General features: G+C 61.4%; 13 protein-coding genes. 7 read left to right on the top strand and 6 right to left on the bottom strand.

Going from position 1 to position 14,390, the window contains the following annotated elements:
- Window positions 1-5: 5 nt before the first annotated feature.
- The gene (locus KKQ10_RS05105) at window positions 6-983 is read right to left on the bottom strand and encodes a quinone oxidoreductase family protein (RefSeq protein WP_127649462.1); all 978 of its coding nucleotides are present in this window, start codon (window positions 981-983) and stop codon (window positions 6-8) included.
- 164 nt (window positions 984-1,147) lie between these two features.
- Here KKQ10_RS05105 and hemF point away from each other — a divergent pair, with 164 nt between their 5' ends.
- Both hemF and aroE read left to right on the top strand, forming a co-directional pair.
- A complete protein-coding gene (gene hemF, locus KKQ10_RS05100; protein WP_215500443.1) occupies window positions 1,148-2,062 on the top strand; it encodes an oxygen-dependent coproporphyrinogen oxidase in 915 nt (304 codons plus the stop codon).
- A 9-nt stretch (window positions 2,063-2,071) separates the two neighbouring features.
- Entirely contained in the window at window positions 2,072-2,893 is an 822-nt protein-coding gene (aroE, locus tag KKQ10_RS05095; protein ID WP_215500442.1) for a shikimate dehydrogenase, read from the top strand.
- Window positions 2,894-3,008: 115 nt separating this feature from the next.
- On the opposite strand, the gene KKQ10_RS05090 is transcribed toward aroE, so the two are convergent.
- The 3 genes from KKQ10_RS05090 to betC form a co-directional block, all read right to left on the bottom strand.
- Complete coding sequence (locus tag KKQ10_RS05090; protein WP_215500441.1) at window positions 3,009-4,577, bottom strand: SulP family inorganic anion transporter; 1,569 nt, start codon at window positions 4,575-4,577, stop codon at window positions 3,009-3,011.
- Window positions 4,578-4,780: 203 nt separating this feature from the next.
- Window positions 4,781-5,701: a choline ABC transporter substrate-binding protein gene (choX, locus tag KKQ10_RS05085; RefSeq protein WP_215500440.1), complete on the bottom strand. Its 921-nt coding sequence runs from the start codon at window positions 5,699-5,701 to the stop codon at window positions 4,781-4,783.
- 16 nt (window positions 5,702-5,717) lie between these two features.
- A complete protein-coding gene (betC, locus tag KKQ10_RS05080) occupies window positions 5,718-7,232 on the bottom strand; it encodes a choline-sulfatase (protein ID WP_215500439.1) in 1,515 nt (504 codons plus the stop codon).
- A gap of 114 nt (window positions 7,233-7,346) precedes the next feature.
- Here betC and KKQ10_RS05075 point away from each other — a divergent pair, with 114 nt between their 5' ends.
- Entirely contained in the window at window positions 7,347-8,297 is a 951-nt protein-coding gene (locus tag KKQ10_RS05075; protein WP_215500438.1) for a choline sulfate utilization transcriptional regulator, read from the top strand.
- An 82-nt stretch (window positions 8,298-8,379) separates the two neighbouring features.
- On the opposite strand, the gene KKQ10_RS05070 is transcribed toward KKQ10_RS05075, so the two are convergent.
- Window positions 8,380-9,045 (bottom strand): NAD(P)-dependent oxidoreductase, encoded by a 666-nt coding sequence (locus KKQ10_RS05070; RefSeq protein WP_215500437.1) that lies wholly within the window; start codon window positions 9,043-9,045, stop codon window positions 8,380-8,382.
- 79 nt (window positions 9,046-9,124) lie between these two features.
- Between KKQ10_RS05070 and KKQ10_RS05065 the strand changes: the two genes are divergently transcribed.
- Window positions 9,125-9,451, top strand: coding sequence for a DOPA 4,5-dioxygenase family protein (locus KKQ10_RS05065; RefSeq protein WP_215500436.1), 327 nt, complete (start codon window positions 9,125-9,127; stop codon window positions 9,449-9,451).
- On the opposite strand, the gene KKQ10_RS05060 is transcribed toward KKQ10_RS05065, so the two are convergent.
- The gene (locus tag KKQ10_RS05060) at window positions 9,441-9,869 is read right to left on the bottom strand and encodes a GFA family protein (RefSeq protein WP_215500435.1); all 429 of its coding nucleotides are present in this window, start codon (window positions 9,867-9,869) and stop codon (window positions 9,441-9,443) included. The two genes, KKQ10_RS05065 and KKQ10_RS05060, sit on opposite strands and share 11 nt — an antisense overlap.
- Before the next feature lie 322 nt (window positions 9,870-10,191).
- On the opposite strand from KKQ10_RS05060, the gene KKQ10_RS05055 reads away from it, so the two are divergent.
- From KKQ10_RS05055 to KKQ10_RS05045, 3 genes are all read left to right on the top strand, one after another.
- Window positions 10,192-11,499, top strand: coding sequence for a CitMHS family transporter (locus KKQ10_RS05055; protein ID WP_007954069.1), 1,308 nt, complete (start codon window positions 10,192-10,194; stop codon window positions 11,497-11,499).
- Window positions 11,500-11,569: 70 nt separating this feature from the next.
- Entirely contained in the window at window positions 11,570-12,337 is a 768-nt protein-coding gene (locus KKQ10_RS05050; RefSeq protein ID WP_127649445.1) for a TerC family protein, read from the top strand.
- Between the two features lie 351 nt (window positions 12,338-12,688).
- Window positions 12,689-14,347 (top strand): Na/Pi cotransporter family protein, encoded by a 1,659-nt coding sequence (locus tag KKQ10_RS05045; protein ID WP_215500434.1) that lies wholly within the window; start codon window positions 12,689-12,691, stop codon window positions 14,345-14,347.
- The last annotated feature ends 43 nt before the right edge of the window (window positions 14,348-14,390 follow it).

Genomic DNA, 14,390 nt, shown 5'->3' with positions numbered 1-14,390 from the left:
GTTTATCAGGGCAGCAGGATGGTCGAGCCGGTGGTGCGCCGCGCCGACAGTTCGGTCTGCGCCTTCGCCGCATCAGCCAGTGAGTAACGCTGGCTGATGTCGACCTTGATCTTGCCGCTGATGATCATCTCGAACAGCTCGTCGGCCATGCGCTGCAGGTTTTCGGCGTTGTTGGCGTAGGTCGCCAAGGTCGGGCGGGTCACGTACAGCGAACCCTTGGCCGCAAGAATCCCCAGATTCACTCCGTCCACCGCACCGGAGGCATTGCCGAAGCTCACCACCAGGCCGCGCGGCGCCACGCTGTCGAGCGAGGTCAGCCAGGTGTCCTTGCCGACGCCGTCGTACACCACCGGGACTTTCTTGCCATCGGTCAGCTCCAGCACCCGCTGCGCGACGTTTTCATGGCTGTAGTCGATGGTTGCCCAGGCGCCGTTGGCCTTGGCCAGATCGGCTTTTTCCTTCGAGCTGACGGTGCCGATCAGTTTTACGCCCAGTGCCTTGGCCCATTGGCAGGCCAGCGAACCGACGCCTCCGGCTGCCGCGTGGAACAGAATGGTTTCGCCAGCCTTGAGGTCATAGGTCTGGCGCAGCAGGTACTGCACGGTGAGGCCCTTGAGCATGACCCCGGCAGCGGTGTCGAAGCTGATCTCGTCCGGCAGCTTCACCAGATTGGCTTCGGGCAGGACGTGCAACTCGCTGTAGGCGCCCAATGGGCCGCTGCCGTACGCCACGCGGTCACCAACCTTGAACCGGGTGACGTCGCTGCCCACCGCATCGACGATGCCGGCGCCTTCAGCGCCGAGGCCGGATGGCAAGGCTGGCGGTGCATACAGACCGCTGCGGTAATAGGTGTCGATGAAGTTCAGGCCGATCGCCTTGTTCGCCACCCGTACCTGATTCGGGCCGGGTGCGGCAGGTTCGTAGTCAACATACTCGAGCACTTCGGGACCGCCGTGGGCGCGGAACTGGATACGCTTTGCCATCTGCCTGCTCTCCTTGGGTCGATTGCGAGCCCCCTATCCAACTCCCCTGCTTGATCTTCGTCAACTGCGGCGCGCGGGTCTGCGGTGTTATGCTACGCGCCCATTTGCGCCGACCCCCGCCTGCGGGGCGCCCGCGTAGCTATGCCCTGATTCAAGGTGAAGCCATGACGACCCGCACCGACGCCGTAAAGGCCTATCTGCTCGACCTGCAAGACCGCATCTGTGCCGCACTGGAAACCGAAGATGGCGGCACGCGCTTCGTCGAAGACGCCTGGGCCCGGCCTGCCGGTGGTGGTGGTCGTACTCGCGTGATCGAAAACGGCACGGTGATCGAAAAGGGTGGCGTCAACTTTTCTCACGTGTTCGGCAGCGGCCTGCCGCCGTCGGCCAGCGCCCATCGCCCGGAGCTGGCGGGACGCGGCTTCGAAGCCCTCGGCGTGTCGCTGGTGATTCACCCGCACAACCCGCATGTACCGACGTCCCACGCCAACGTGCGCTTTTTCATCGCCGAAAAGGAAGGTGAAGAGCCGGTCTGGTGGTTTGGTGGTGGCTTCGACCTGACCCCGTACTACGGCAACGAAGAAGACTGCATCCACTGGCACCGCGTTGCCGAACAGGCCTGCGCGCCGTTCGGGCCGGACGTCTACCCGCGTTACAAGGCCTGGTGCGACACCTACTTCCACATCAAGCATCGGCATGAACCGCGCGGCATCGGCGGCCTGTTCTTCGATGACCTGAACGAGTGGGACTTCGACACCAGTTTCGCCTTCATGCGTGCCATTGGCGACGCCTACATCGACGCTTACCTGCCCATCGTGCAGCGCCGCAAGCATGATGCGTTCACCGCCAAACAGCGTGAATTCCAGGAATTCCGCCGTGGCCGCTACGTCGAGTTCAACCTGGTGTATGACCGCGGCACCCTGTTCGGTCTGCAGTCGGGCGGGCGTACCGAGTCGATCCTCATGTCGCTGCCGCCGCAAGTGCGCTGGGCCTACGACTTCAAAGCCGAGCCCGGCAGCGAAGAAGCGCGCCTGACCGACTACTTCCTGCAAGATCGCGACTGGCTGGCCCAGGCCTGAGGACTGCTGATGGATCGTTACGTCGTTTTCGGTAACCCGATCGGCCACAGCAAGTCGCCGATGATTCACAAACTGTTCGCCGAGCAGACCGGGCAACGCCTCGACTACAGCACGCTACTGGCGCCACTCGACGACTTTAGCGGCTGCGCGACGGCGTTCTTCCAGGACGGTCGCGGCGCCAACGTTACCGTGCCGTTCAAGGAAGACGCCTATCGTCTGGCCAACAGCCTGACCGCCCGTGCGCAACGGGCCGGTGCGGTGAACACCTTGAGCAAACTCGCCGACGGTACGCTGCTCGGTGACAACACCGACGGCGCCGGGCTGGTGCGCGACCTGACGGTGAACGCCGGGTTCAGCCTGACCGGCAAACGCATCCTGCTGCTTGGTGCCGGTGGCGCAGTGCGTGGCGCGCTGGAGCCGTTGCTGGCGGAAAAACCGGCGTCGGTGATCATCGCCAACCGCACGGTGGACAAGGCCGAGCTGCTGGCCGAGTTGTTCTGTGATCTGGGGTCGGTGGCGGCCAGTGGTTTCGACTGGTTGCGGGAGCCGGTGGACGTGATCATCAACGCCACCTCGGCCAGCCTGACCGGCGAGGTGCCGCCAATTGCACCGAGCCTGATCGAGCCGGGCCAGACCCTGTGCTACGACATGATGTATGGCAAAGAGCCGACCGCGTTCTGCCGGTGGGCCAGTGAGCATGGCGCAGCGGTGGTGATGGATGGTCTGGGGATGCTGGCCGAGCAGGCCGCCGAGGCGTTTTTCCTCTGGCGCGGCGTGCGCCCGGATACGGCGCCGGTACTGGCCGAGCTACGTCGCCAGCTAGCGCAATAATCCTTGTAGGAGTGAGCCTGCTCGCGATAGCGGAGTGTCAGACACAAATGTTTCAACTGATACTCCGCTATCGCGAGCAGGCTCACTCCTACAGGGGTATGCGGTGTTTATTGGATCAATCCTCAAACCGGATCGGGCATTTCTCCGGCCCTTCCAGCTTGCGCAGCTCCTCCACCACCTGCGGCCGTGCCCGGCGCAGGGTCAGGCTGCGATTCTGGCGCAGCAGGCGCCGCGCTTCCTGGTGCAGCATTTCCACTCCCGAATAGTCGATGAAGTTGATGTGTTGCGCATCGATCACCACCCGTGTGCCGTGCAGCCGTTGCAGACGCACTTGCAGGTAATGGCTGGCGCCGAAGAAGATCGAGCCGCCGACCCGCAGTACGTCGTCTTCGCCATCGCGCCAATGCTGAACCCGCGGTTGCGAAGTGCGCTTGAGGTAGAAGAACAGCGAGGCCAGCACTCCGGCATAAATCGCCGTCTGCAACTCCAGCAGCAAGGTGGCGAGGCAAGTCAGCGCCATGACCACGAATTCGGCGTGGCTGACCCGCAGCAACGAACGGATCCCGCGATGATCCACCAGTCCCCAGGCGATCAACAGAATGCTCCCGGCCATGGCCGGAATCGGAATGTGCGAAATCAGTCCGGCGCCGAAAATCGCGAACAGCGCGACCCAGATCGCCGAAAACACCCCGGCCAGCGGCGAGCAGGCGCCCGCTTCGTAACTCAGGCCGGAACGGGTGAACGAGCCGGCCGACAACGATCCAGAGAAGAACGCGCCGACGATATTCGACAAACCCTGTGCGCGAACTTCCTGATTGGCGTCGAGCAACTGCTGCGAACGTGCAGCAATCGAGCGGGCAATCGAAAGACTGGTGACCAGACCGAGCATGCCCACCGCCACGGCACTCGGCAGCAAACGCAGAATCAGATCCAGATCCAGCGGCAGCGCACTGAACGGCGGCAAACGCCCGACAAAGGCGCTGACAAGATGCACATGGCCGAACATCGACGGCCATAACCACACCACCGCACTGCCCAGCACCAGCGTTATCAACAGAGTCGGCCAACGTGGCAGCAGTTGTCTGAGCACGAAACCGACCACCACCGTGGCCACGCCCAACACCAGCGAAGGTTTATCCACAGCCCGCAGATGCTGCAGCAGATCCATCAGACTGGCCAGTGCCGTGGCTTTCGCCGGCAGATCCAGCCCCAGCAGGTTCGGCAACTGGCCGATGGCAATCACCACCGCCGCGCCGAGGGTGAACCCCAGCACCACTGAATGCGAGACGAAGTTCACCAAAGCCCCGAAGCGCAGCAAACCGAGCAGCCATTGGAAGATCCCGGCGAGCAAGGTCAGCAACAGGATCAGCATGATGTAGTCCTGCGACGCGGGCACGGCCAGCGGGCTGACGCTGGCGTAGAGCACAATCGAAATCGCCGCAGTCGGGCCGCAGATCAGGTGCCATGACGAACCCCACAGGCAGGCGATCAATACCGGGATGATCGCGGCGTAGAGGCCGTACTCGGGTGGGAGGCCGGCGATCAGGGCGTAGGCGATCGACTGCGGTAAGGCGAGAATCGCGCCGCTCAGGCCAACGACCAGATCCCGTCCAACGCTGGCGCGGGTTTGCCGGGGCAGCCAGTTCAGGAAAGGGAAGAGTGAGTGGCGACTGGGGAAGGCCATGGGGGCTCGCGGTTGAGTTTTGCGAAAGATTAACAGAGGACGACACAGACATTGTGGTGAGGGGGCTTGCCCCCGTTGGGTGGCGCAGCCACCCCTGAATCAGGACAGGTATTCAGTCTGTCAGACCTTATTGTGCGCTTTGGGAGGGCTTCGCCCTCCAACGGGGCAAGCCCCCTCGCCACAGAGGAACTGCAGGAACTGGATCAGAGCTTGGCTTTTACCGCCGCCAACGCTTCTTTGCCATCGGCAGTTTTGACCCCGTCCAGCCATTTATCCAGTACCGCCGGATTGGCCTTGATCCACACCTTCACCGCATCGGCATTGCTGACCTTCTTGTTCACCACCTCAGCCATGATGCTGTTCTCCATTTCCTGGGTGAATGACAGGTTGCTCAGCAACTTGCCCACATTCGGGCAGGCCTCGGCGTAGCCCTTGCGCGTCAGGGTGAACACGCTGCCGGTGTCGCCGAAATACTTCTCGCCGCCCTTCAGGTAATGCATCTTCAGTTGCACGTTCATTGGGTGCGGGGTCCAGCCGAGGAAGGTGACGAATTTCTGTTTCTTCACCGCCCGCGAGACTTCGGCGAGCATCGCCTGCTCGCTGGACTCGATCAGCTTCCACTGACCGAGGTCGAAGTCGTTCTTCTTGATGATCTCCTGCAGCGAGATGTTCGCAGGCGCGCCGGAACCGATGCCGTAGATCTTCTTGTCGAATTTGTCGGCGTATTTGTTCAGGTCGGCAAAGTTGTGCACACCGGCGTCCCACACGTAGTCCGGTACCGCCAGGGTGAATTCGGTGCCGTCGAGGTTCTTCGCCAGTTGCGTCACGTCGCCGGTGGCGACGAATTTGTCGTAGAAGCCCTGCTGCGCCGGCATCCAGTTACCGAGGAACACATCCACCTGACCGTCCTTCAAGCCGCCGAAGGTGATCGGCACCGCGAGGGTGTCGACCTTGGCCTTGTAGCCCATGCCGTCGAGCAAAAAACCGGCGATGGCGTTGGTTGCGGCGATGTCGCTCCAGCCCGGATCGGCCATTTTCACCGTTTCGCAGCTTTGCTCGGCGAATGCCGAGGCGCTGCCCAGGGCCAGCAGGCCAATCGTCAGTGCTGTGGATAACTTGCGCATGGACTTCCCCTTAACATTATTGGTTTTGGCAGGGTTGTGGATAACGGGCCTTGCGCTCCAGATCGTCGAGGTCGATGTGGTTGCGCATGTACTGCTGACTGGCGTCCACCAGCGGCTGGTGATCCCAGCTCTTCAGCTTGCCGAGGGTCAGCGCCTCGGCAACAAAACGGCGGCGACGCTGGCTGGCGAGCACATCGCGGTGGATCGCCGGAATGTCCCACTTGGCTCGCGCTTCGGCGAGAAAATCGTCGAACAGCGGGCGATGTTGCGGCGACTGGCTGAGTTCCTCGCATTCACGCGGATCGTTGTGCACGTCGAAGAGCAGACAAGGGTCGCTTTCACTGTAGATAAATTTGTACGCACCGCGCCGGATCATCATCAACGGGCTGATCGTGCCTTCGGCCATGTATTCGCCAAACACTTCGTCGTGTCCGCCCTGCCCTTGCAGATGCGCTACCAGTGAACGCCCATCCAGCGGCAGGCCTGGTTCCAGGGTGCCACCGGCCAGTTCGACAAAGGTCGGCAACAGGTCGGCAGTGGACACGGCGGCGCTGACCCGGGAGGCGGCGAACTGCCCCGGCGCACTGATCAGCAGTGGCACCCGTGCGGCCATCTCGAACCAGTGCATTTTGTACCAGAGGCCCTTCTCGCCAAGCATGTCGCCGTGGTCACCGGAGAAGACAATGATGGTGTCATCGATCAACCCGGTTTCTTCGAGGGTTTGCAGGAGTTTGCCGACGTTGGCGTCGATATAGCTGCACGCCCCGAAGTACGCCCGGCGTGCGTCGCGGATCTTATCCACAGGCAATGGCTTATCCCACAGGTCGTAGACCTTGAGCAGGCGTTGCGAGTGGGGATCGAGCGAATGTTGATCCGGGGTTGTCGGCAGTGGGATGTCATTGTCGTCATACAAATCCCAGAACGCCTTGGGAATCGTGTACGGGTCGTGTGGGTGGGTCATCGACACGGTCAGGCAGAACGGCTGGTCGCCGTCCTCGCGGATATGGTCGAACAGGTACTGCTGAGCCTTGAACACCACCTCTTCATCGAAGTCGAGCTGATTGGTGCGCACGCACGGCCCTGTCTGCAGTACCGAGGACATGTTGTGATACCAGCTCGGGCGCACGTCCGGTTCGTCCCAATTTACCGCCCAGCCGTAGTCGGCCGGGTAGATATCGCTGGTCAGGCGTTCTTCATAGCCGTGCAGTTGATCCGGGCCGCAGAAATGCATCTTGCCCGACAGCGCGGTGCGGTAGCCGAGGCGACGCAGGTAGTGGGCGTAGGTCGGAATGTCGGCGGGGAAATCGGCGGCGTTGTCGTAGGCGCCGATCTTGCTCGGCAACTGGCCGCTGACCAGGGTGAAGCGCGACGGCGCGCACAACGGGCTGTTGCAGTAAGCGGCATCGAACACCACGCCTTGCGCAGCGAGGCGCGAAAGATTCGGCAGTTTGATCGGCGAGGGGCCGTAGATCGGCAACATTGGCGCGGCCATTTGATCGGCCATGATGAAAAGAATGTTCTTGCGCTTCATGTGATCGCGGCGTTCCATAGTGAATATTTATGCGACATTGCTGCGATCGAGCATGGAGTCCATGCTCTGTCGGGTAAAGCCCGCGCCGGACAATGACTAGGATAAGCACAGCTTATGTATGAAGCCCTCGGTAATCTGTCCCTCGATCTGTTGCGTGCTTTCGAAGCGGCGGCGCGCCATCGCAGCTTTACCGCTGCGGCGGTAGAGCTTGGCACCACGCAGCCGGCGATCAGCCAACAGATCAAGCGTCTGGAAGAACAACTGGGGGCGCGGCTGTTTGACCGGATCTACCGGGGCATCGAACTGACCGAGGGCGGGACCCTTCTGTTCGAGCAGGTTCAGCTCGGTTTGCAGCATATCGATGCAGGGTTGAGCGCGATCAGCACACAACAGCAGCATGAGGTGTTGCAGGTCGCCACCGACTTCGCCTTTGCTGCGTACTGGCTGATGCCGCGCCTGCATCGCTTCCATGAAGCCAATCCGCAGGTTGACGTCAGCCTGGTGACCAGCGAGCGCAACCACAACATGCTGCGCACCGACATCGATGTCGCAATCTTGTTTGGCGACGGGCGCTTCAAGCAGGGCGAAAGCCATTGGCTGTTCAGCGAAGAAGTGTTCCCGGTGTGCAGCCCGCAATTGCTCAAGGACCGGCCCCTGCCCTTGCCCGCCCAGGCGTTGCTGGAGTTTCCGCTGCTGCACCTGCGCGGTGAAAACAGCAGCAACTGGTTTGACTGGAGCAGGCTGTTCCGCGAACTGGGCATCACTACCCCGCCGGCACCCGGGCAATTGCGTTTCGACAATTACACGCTGTTGATTCAAGCGGCGATTGGCGGCCAGGGTGTCGCCATCGGCTGGCGGCACCTTGTGGATAACTTGCTGAGCCAGGGCTTGCTGTGCCGGCCTATCGCCGAGACTACCCTGTCGCGTCTGGGGTATTACGTGGTGCTGCCGCAACGCAAACGTCGTGGTGCGTTGATTGAACAGTTTGTGGACTGGTTGATGGCCGAGCAGACCAGCAGCGCCGAATCCCTGACGGGCATGGCGCTCCCGTCGATTGCGGTTTGAAGATCAAAAGATCGCAGCCTGCGGCAGCTCCTACATGGAGTCGCACTTCAACCCGTAGGAGCTGCCGAAGGCTGCGATCTTTTTACGTATCTGACGTCGCCACAAAATTAACATGCTGCCCGACATGCAGATTCAGCCTCAGCTCATCGGCAATCCCCACCGCGACCCGGTTCAGCCGTTCCAGCGGCTCCGCCAGCCCCGGCTCAAGATTGCCGCCGACCTGGCTGAAATGCTCGATGGTCAGCCCCGCTACACCGTGTGGCGCGTTCACCAGCGTCCATTGCAGTGGGCTGCTTTGCAGGGCTTCGCGGATTTCTTCGGCGGCGTGGCGTTGCAGCCCGTCATCCAGATCCGGTTCGTCGAGGACGGCAAAATTCCCTACCAGAAACAGCCGTGACACGTTGGCCGCCTGCAGGCCGTCGACCAACGCATCGACTGCCAGCACCTGTTCCACCGGCCCGAGCACCACGGACCGCTCCACATGGTCGCTGCTGAACGGCAGGCCCGGCGCGTCCAGCAGACAGATCACCGCCGAGCTGCCCGCTACGCTTTGATTGACCCGCTCGGCGTCGAACAGATCGCCGCTCTTGGTGCGCAGGCCGGGACGTGGCGCGAGCACGTTCAAATCGTCGAGAATCGCGATGACTTCGTGCTGCCTGCGCAGCAATTCAGCCATCAACGCGCCGCCCAGGCTGGCCATGGCACCATACAGCACCACTTTCACCGTTGGGGTTTCGGCATTTTTCATGGCTGAGCTCCTGTTCCTGTCATATGGCGTGTGACCCACAGGGAGCGGTGAGGGTTCGAATCGATTCAGAGGCTTGCAGATGCACACGATCAAGGGCTACCACGCCCATATCTATTACGACGCCAGCACCCTTGCTCAGGCCCGGGCCTTGTGCGAACAGGCGGCACAGACCTTTGCCTTGCAGATGGGCCGAATGCACGAGCGCCCAGTCGGCCCGCACCCGGACTGGAGCTGCCAGTTGGCCTTCGGCCCGGCGCTGATCGGCGAGGTGCTGCCGTGGCTGGCGCTCAATCGCAAGGGGCTGGTGGTGTTCCTGCACCCGGACACCGGCGATGATCTGCTCGACCACACCGAGCATGCGATCTGGATGGGGGCGATACGGCCGTTGGATCTGTCTATTTTTTGATCGGGCTTTGGTAAACCTGCAGGGTTTCTTGCGGCTCGCCCGGCAACTGCTCGTCCAGATGCAGCCAGGGCAGTTGACTGGCAGTCCAGATATGCCGCTCGGCGGGCGCCTGCTCCGGGTGATCCAGCGTGGCGATGGTCACATCGATGCTTTCGGGGCTGAGCAGGGTCACCAGCGCCAGCTGCGCGCCGCACTGCGGGCAGAAATATCGCGCGCAACTGTTCGACGAGTCATAGCGCGACGGCGTCCCGGCCAGCCACTGGAATCTGGCCGCCGGCAGCGTGATCCATGTGGTGACGATGCCGCCGCTGACCTTGCGGCAGATTGAGCAGTGGCAGTGGGCAATGTCGTGCAATGGCCCGCTGAACTGATAGCGGATGTGTCCGCAGTGGCAGCCACCGCTGTGCAATTCCCCCATGTCCGCGTCCTCCCGTCCCCGAATTATTTGACTCTAGCCGCATCCGACGGCCGGTTGACCATTCACCCCAAGCTTTCTTCAGCGAAAGGTAGTTGAAAGGTTGCCCGATTAGGATCGCCGCCACTACCGGCAACAGACCGGTTGGCCAAAGCGTGTGATCGCTCGCACGTCAGGCCCAATTAACAACAACAATGGTGATTCTGATGTCCTCTGTAGCCCGCCTTCTCGCTGAAACTCCGCCCGTACGTCTCGTGCTTCCCGTTCTGCGCTGATCCATCCGATCCGCTCACTCATTTAGCCGCGCTACGCCTGGAGTATTCCCATGCTGACTTTCCTTGGCTTTGCCATGGTCATCACGTTCATGTTCCTGATCATGACCAAGCGCCTGTCTGCGCTGATCGCCCTGATCATCATCCCGATCCTGTTCGCGCTGTTCGGTGGCTTTGCGCCGAAGATTGGCCCGATGATGCTCGAAGGCATCACCAAGCTCGCGCCGACCGGCGTGATGCTGATGTTCGCCATTCTGTACTTCGCCCTGATGATCGACTCCGGCCTGTTCGACCCGGCCGTGCGCAAGATCCTCAAACTGGTCAAGGGCGACCCGTTGAAAGTTTCGGTCGGTACCGCCGTGCTGGCGCTCGTCGTCTCCCTCGATGGTGACGGCGCGACCACTTACATGATCTGCGTGGCCGCCATGCTGCCGCTGTACAGCCGTATCGGCATGAGCCCGCGAATCATGGCCGGTCTGATCATCCTCGCCGGTGGCGTGATGAACATGACCCCCTGGGGCGGCCCGACCGCCCGTGCCGCCAGTGCGCTGCACGTGGACCCGTCGGACATCTTCGTGCCGATGATTCCGGCGATGGCTGCCGGTGTGGTGGCGATCCTGATCATTGCCTACTTCTACGGCAAACGTGAACGGGCGCGTCTGGGTGAATTGCACCTGATCGGCGACGAGATCGACCACAGTGAAATCAGTGTGTCGCAGTTCCCGGATGCCCGTCGTCCGAAGCTGATCTGGTTCAACGGCCTGCTGACCCTGGCGCTGATGTGCACCCTGATCGCCGGCCTGCTGCCGCTGCCGGTGTTGTTCATGGTGGCGTTCAGTATCGCGATGATCGTCAACTACCCGTGCCTGCAAATGCAGAAGGACCGCGTTGCGGCCCACGCCGGCAGCGTGCTGTCGGTGGTCAGTCTGATTTTCGCTGCGGGTATCTTCACCGGTATCCTGTCCGGAACCGGCATGGTCGACGCCATGTCGAAAAGTCTGCTGGCAGTGATTCCGGACTTCCTCGGCCCGTATCTGGCGGTGATCACGGCGCTGGTGAGCATGCCGTTCACGTTCTTCATGTCGAACGACGCGTTCTACTACGGCGTGTTGCCGGTGCTCTCCGAAGCGGCCAGCCATTACGGTATCACCGCCGTGGAAATGGCCCGTGCCTCGATCGTCGGTCAGCCCGTCCACCTGCTGAGTCCACTGGTTCCGTCGACTTACCTGCTGGTGGCTTTGGCCGGTATCGAATTCGGTGACCACCAGCGTTTCACCTTGAAGTGGGCAGTGCTGGTCTGCCTGTGCATACTAGTGGCCGCCTTGCTGCTGGGAACGTTCCCGCTGTTCAGCACGTTGTAACGGCATTCACTCACCAGGACGCCAGCTGCTTGCTGGCGTCCTGGTTTAACATTCGCTCAAAGGAATACACATGGATTGGCTGACCAACCCCGAAATCTGGGTTGCCTTCTTTACCCTGACCGCCCTGGAAATCGTTCTGGGCATCGATAACATCATCATGATTTCGATCCTGGTCAGCCGCATGCCCAAGCACATGCAGCAGCGCACGCGGATCTTCGGGCTTGGCCTGGCGATGATCACGCGGATCCTGTTGCTGCTGTCGATCACCTGGGTCATGCGCCTGACCGCCGACCTGTTCGTGGTGTTCGGCCAGGGCATTTCCGGTCGCGACCTGATCCTGTTCTTCGGTGGCCTGTTTCTCCTGTGGAAGAGCTCGCAAGAGATGTATCACGGGCTGGAAGGCGAAGACGAAAGCGGCGACGAGCCTTCGGGCAAGGGCGGCAACTTCCTCTACACCATCATCCAGATCGCGATCATCGACATCGTGTTCTCGCTGGACTCGGTGATCACCGCCGTCGGCATGGTGTCCCACGTGCCGGTCATGGTCGCTGCAATCGTCGTCGCGGTGCTGGTGATGATGGCCGCCTCGGGCAAGATCAGCGAATTCATCGACAAACATCCATCGCTGAAAATGCTCGCGCTGTCGTTCCTGCTGGTGGTCGGTACCGTGCTGATCGCCGAATCCTTCGATGTGCACGTACCGAAAGGCTACGTCTACTTCGCCATGGCGTTCTCGCTGGCGGTTGAAGCGATCAACATCAAGATGCGCACCGCGATTGCGAAGAAGAAAAAACAGCAGGACCCGGTGAAACTGCGCAAGGACATTCCGGGGCAGTAATCCACTAGTTCACACGCAACATCCCTTGTGGGAGCGGGTTTGCTCGCGAAGGGGCAGGGTCAGTCGACAGAAATGTTGGCTGATCCAGCGCTTTCGCGAGCAAGCCTGCTCCCACAATTGTTCAAGGGCACTGAAAAACTCGGGCAATCCACAAAACCTGTGACATCGGGTTGATGCCAGAGGAGGCGGACGAAGCTGTTTTTCATGACAGTTTTATTTCAATCAGCACTTTAGCTGTGCAATGCTGGCGCCCAGACCGTTAGCCAACTACAGCTTAAGTATCAAAAACGTAGAAACCGCGCGGGACCGTCAACTTGCCCCTCTGGGGCGCTGCAACTACAGGGGGTCTGCATGCTCACCCTGCTCAATTTGCTCTCTGCCGTGGCCCTGCTGATCTGGGGCACGCACATCGTCCGAACCGGCATCCTGCGCGTGTACGGCACCAACCTGCGCCATGTGATCGGCCAGAACATGTCCAGGCGCTGGCTCGCGTTCGTCGCCGGCATCGTTGTCACAGCGATGGTGCAGAGCAGCAACGCCACGGCCATGCTCGTTACTTCCTTCGTCGGTCAGGGCCTGATGGCGCTGACCCCGGCGCTGGCAACCATGCTCGGTGCCGATGTCGGTACCGCGCTGATGGCGCGGGTGCTGACGTTCGACCTGTCGTGGCTGTCGCCGCTGCTGATTTTTCTTGGGGTGATTTTCTTTCTCTCACGCAAACAGACGCGGCTCGGGCAGATGGGCCGGGTGGCGATCGGTCTGGGGTTGATCATTCTGGCGTTGCAACTGATCGTCGAAGCCGCCGCACCGATCACTCACGCCCAAGGAGTGAAGGTGATCTTCGCCTCGCTGACCGGCGATATCCTGCTCGATGCCCTGGTCGGCGCGCTGTTCGCGATGATTTCCTACTCCAGCCTCGCTGCCGTGCTGCTGACCGCGACGCTGGCCGGCGCCAGTGTGATCAGTCTGCCGGTGGCGATCGGCCTGGTGATCGGCGCCAACATCGGCAGCGGCGTGCTGGCGTTCATGAGTACCAGTATGCAGAACGCGGCCGGGCGCCAAGTGGCGCTGGGCAGCCTGTTGTACAAGCTGATCGGGCTGTTGCTGATCATTCCGGTGCTCGATCCGTTGGTGCACTGGATGGACGGTCTGGATTTCAGCCCGCAGGAAATGGTCATCGGCTTCCACCTGCTCTACAACACTGTGCGCTGCCTGATTCTGCTGCCCAGCGTCTCGCCGATGGCGCGCCTGTGCGCCTGGCTGTTGCCGGAGCGCCCGGAGGTCAACGGCACTGCCAAGCCGCGACATCTGGATCTGACCGCGTTGTCGACGCCAAGCCTGGCGCTGGCCAACGCCGCCCGCGAGACCCTGCGCATGGGCGACCTGATCGACAACATGCTCGACGCCACCCTCGACGTGTTGCGCGGCAAGCAGACCGCCGTTACCCAAGAGATGCGCCGTCTGACCGATGACGTCGAAGCCCTGTACAGCGCGATCAAGCTGTACCTGGCGCAAATGCCCCGCGAGGACCTCGGCGAGCAGGACAGTCGGCGCTGGGCGGAGACCATCGAGCTGGCAATCAACCTGAAACTGGCCAGCGACCTGATCGAACGCATGCTGCGCAAGGTGCAGCAGCAGAAAACCTCACAACGTCGCTCGTTTTCCGAGGAAGGTCTGGAAGATCTGGCCGGGCTGCATCAGCAGCTGATCGCCAATTTGCGCCTGGGGCTGTCGGTGTTTCTCAGCGGCGACAAGGAAAGCGCTCGTCAGCTATTGCGCGAAAAACGTCGCTTCCGCGCACAGGAGCGCCGTTTGGCCCATGCCCATGTCAGCCGTTTGCAACGTAAGATCGTGCAGAGTCTGGAAACCAGTTCGCTGCACCTGGAGCTGATTGCGGATATGAAGCGCTTGAATTCGCTGTTTTGCAGCAGTGCTTACGTGGTGCTGGAAACGGCGGATACCGGGGCGCTGGAAGCGGATGATATTGCCGACATTACGCATTCGCCTTGAACGTCTGGGGCTGGGGTCAGTCAGTAACATTGATTCAGCCTTC

The organism is Pseudomonas sp. MG-9 (assembly GCF_018729515.1).
GTDB classification, from domain to species: Bacteria; Pseudomonadota; Gammaproteobacteria; order Pseudomonadales; family Pseudomonadaceae; genus Aquipseudomonas; species Aquipseudomonas serboccidentalis.
Note: the sequence above shows the minus strand (reverse complement) of the source record. Positions and strands in the feature narration are given on the sequence as shown.

Coding starts and splice junctions, on each gene's coding strand:
- KKQ10_RS05070 (WP_215500437.1), bottom strand. CDS start 9,045: ATGAAAAATGCCGAAACCCCAACGGTGAAAGTGGTGCTGTATGGTGCC.
- KKQ10_RS05050 (WP_127649445.1), top strand. CDS start 11,570: ATGGATTGGCTGACCAACCCCGAAATCTGGGTTGCCTTCTTTACCCTG.
- KKQ10_RS05060 (WP_215500435.1), bottom strand. CDS start 9,869: ATGGGGGAATTGCACAGCGGTGGCTGCCACTGCGGACACATCCGCTAT.
- hemF (WP_215500443.1), top strand. CDS start 1,148: ATGACGACCCGCACCGACGCCGTAAAGGCCTATCTGCTCGACCTGCAA.
- betC (WP_215500439.1), bottom strand. CDS start 7,232: ATGAAGCGCAAGAACATTCTTTTCATCATGGCCGATCAAATGGCCGCG.
- aroE (WP_215500442.1), top strand. CDS start 2,072: ATGGATCGTTACGTCGTTTTCGGTAACCCGATCGGCCACAGCAAGTCG.
- KKQ10_RS05045 (WP_215500434.1), top strand. CDS start 12,689: ATGCTCACCCTGCTCAATTTGCTCTCTGCCGTGGCCCTGCTGATCTGG.
- KKQ10_RS05090 (WP_215500441.1), bottom strand. CDS start 4,577: ATGGCCTTCCCCAGTCGCCACTCACTCTTCCCTTTCCTGAACTGGCTG.
- choX (WP_215500440.1), bottom strand. CDS start 5,701: ATGCGCAAGTTATCCACAGCACTGACGATTGGCCTGCTGGCCCTGGGC.
- KKQ10_RS05075 (WP_215500438.1), top strand. CDS start 7,347: ATGTATGAAGCCCTCGGTAATCTGTCCCTCGATCTGTTGCGTGCTTTC.
- KKQ10_RS05055 (WP_007954069.1), top strand. CDS start 10,192: ATGCTGACTTTCCTTGGCTTTGCCATGGTCATCACGTTCATGTTCCTG.
- KKQ10_RS05065 (WP_215500436.1), top strand. CDS start 9,125: ATGCACACGATCAAGGGCTACCACGCCCATATCTATTACGACGCCAGC.
- KKQ10_RS05105 (WP_127649462.1), bottom strand. CDS start 983: ATGGCAAAGCGTATCCAGTTCCGCGCCCACGGCGGTCCCGAAGTGCTC.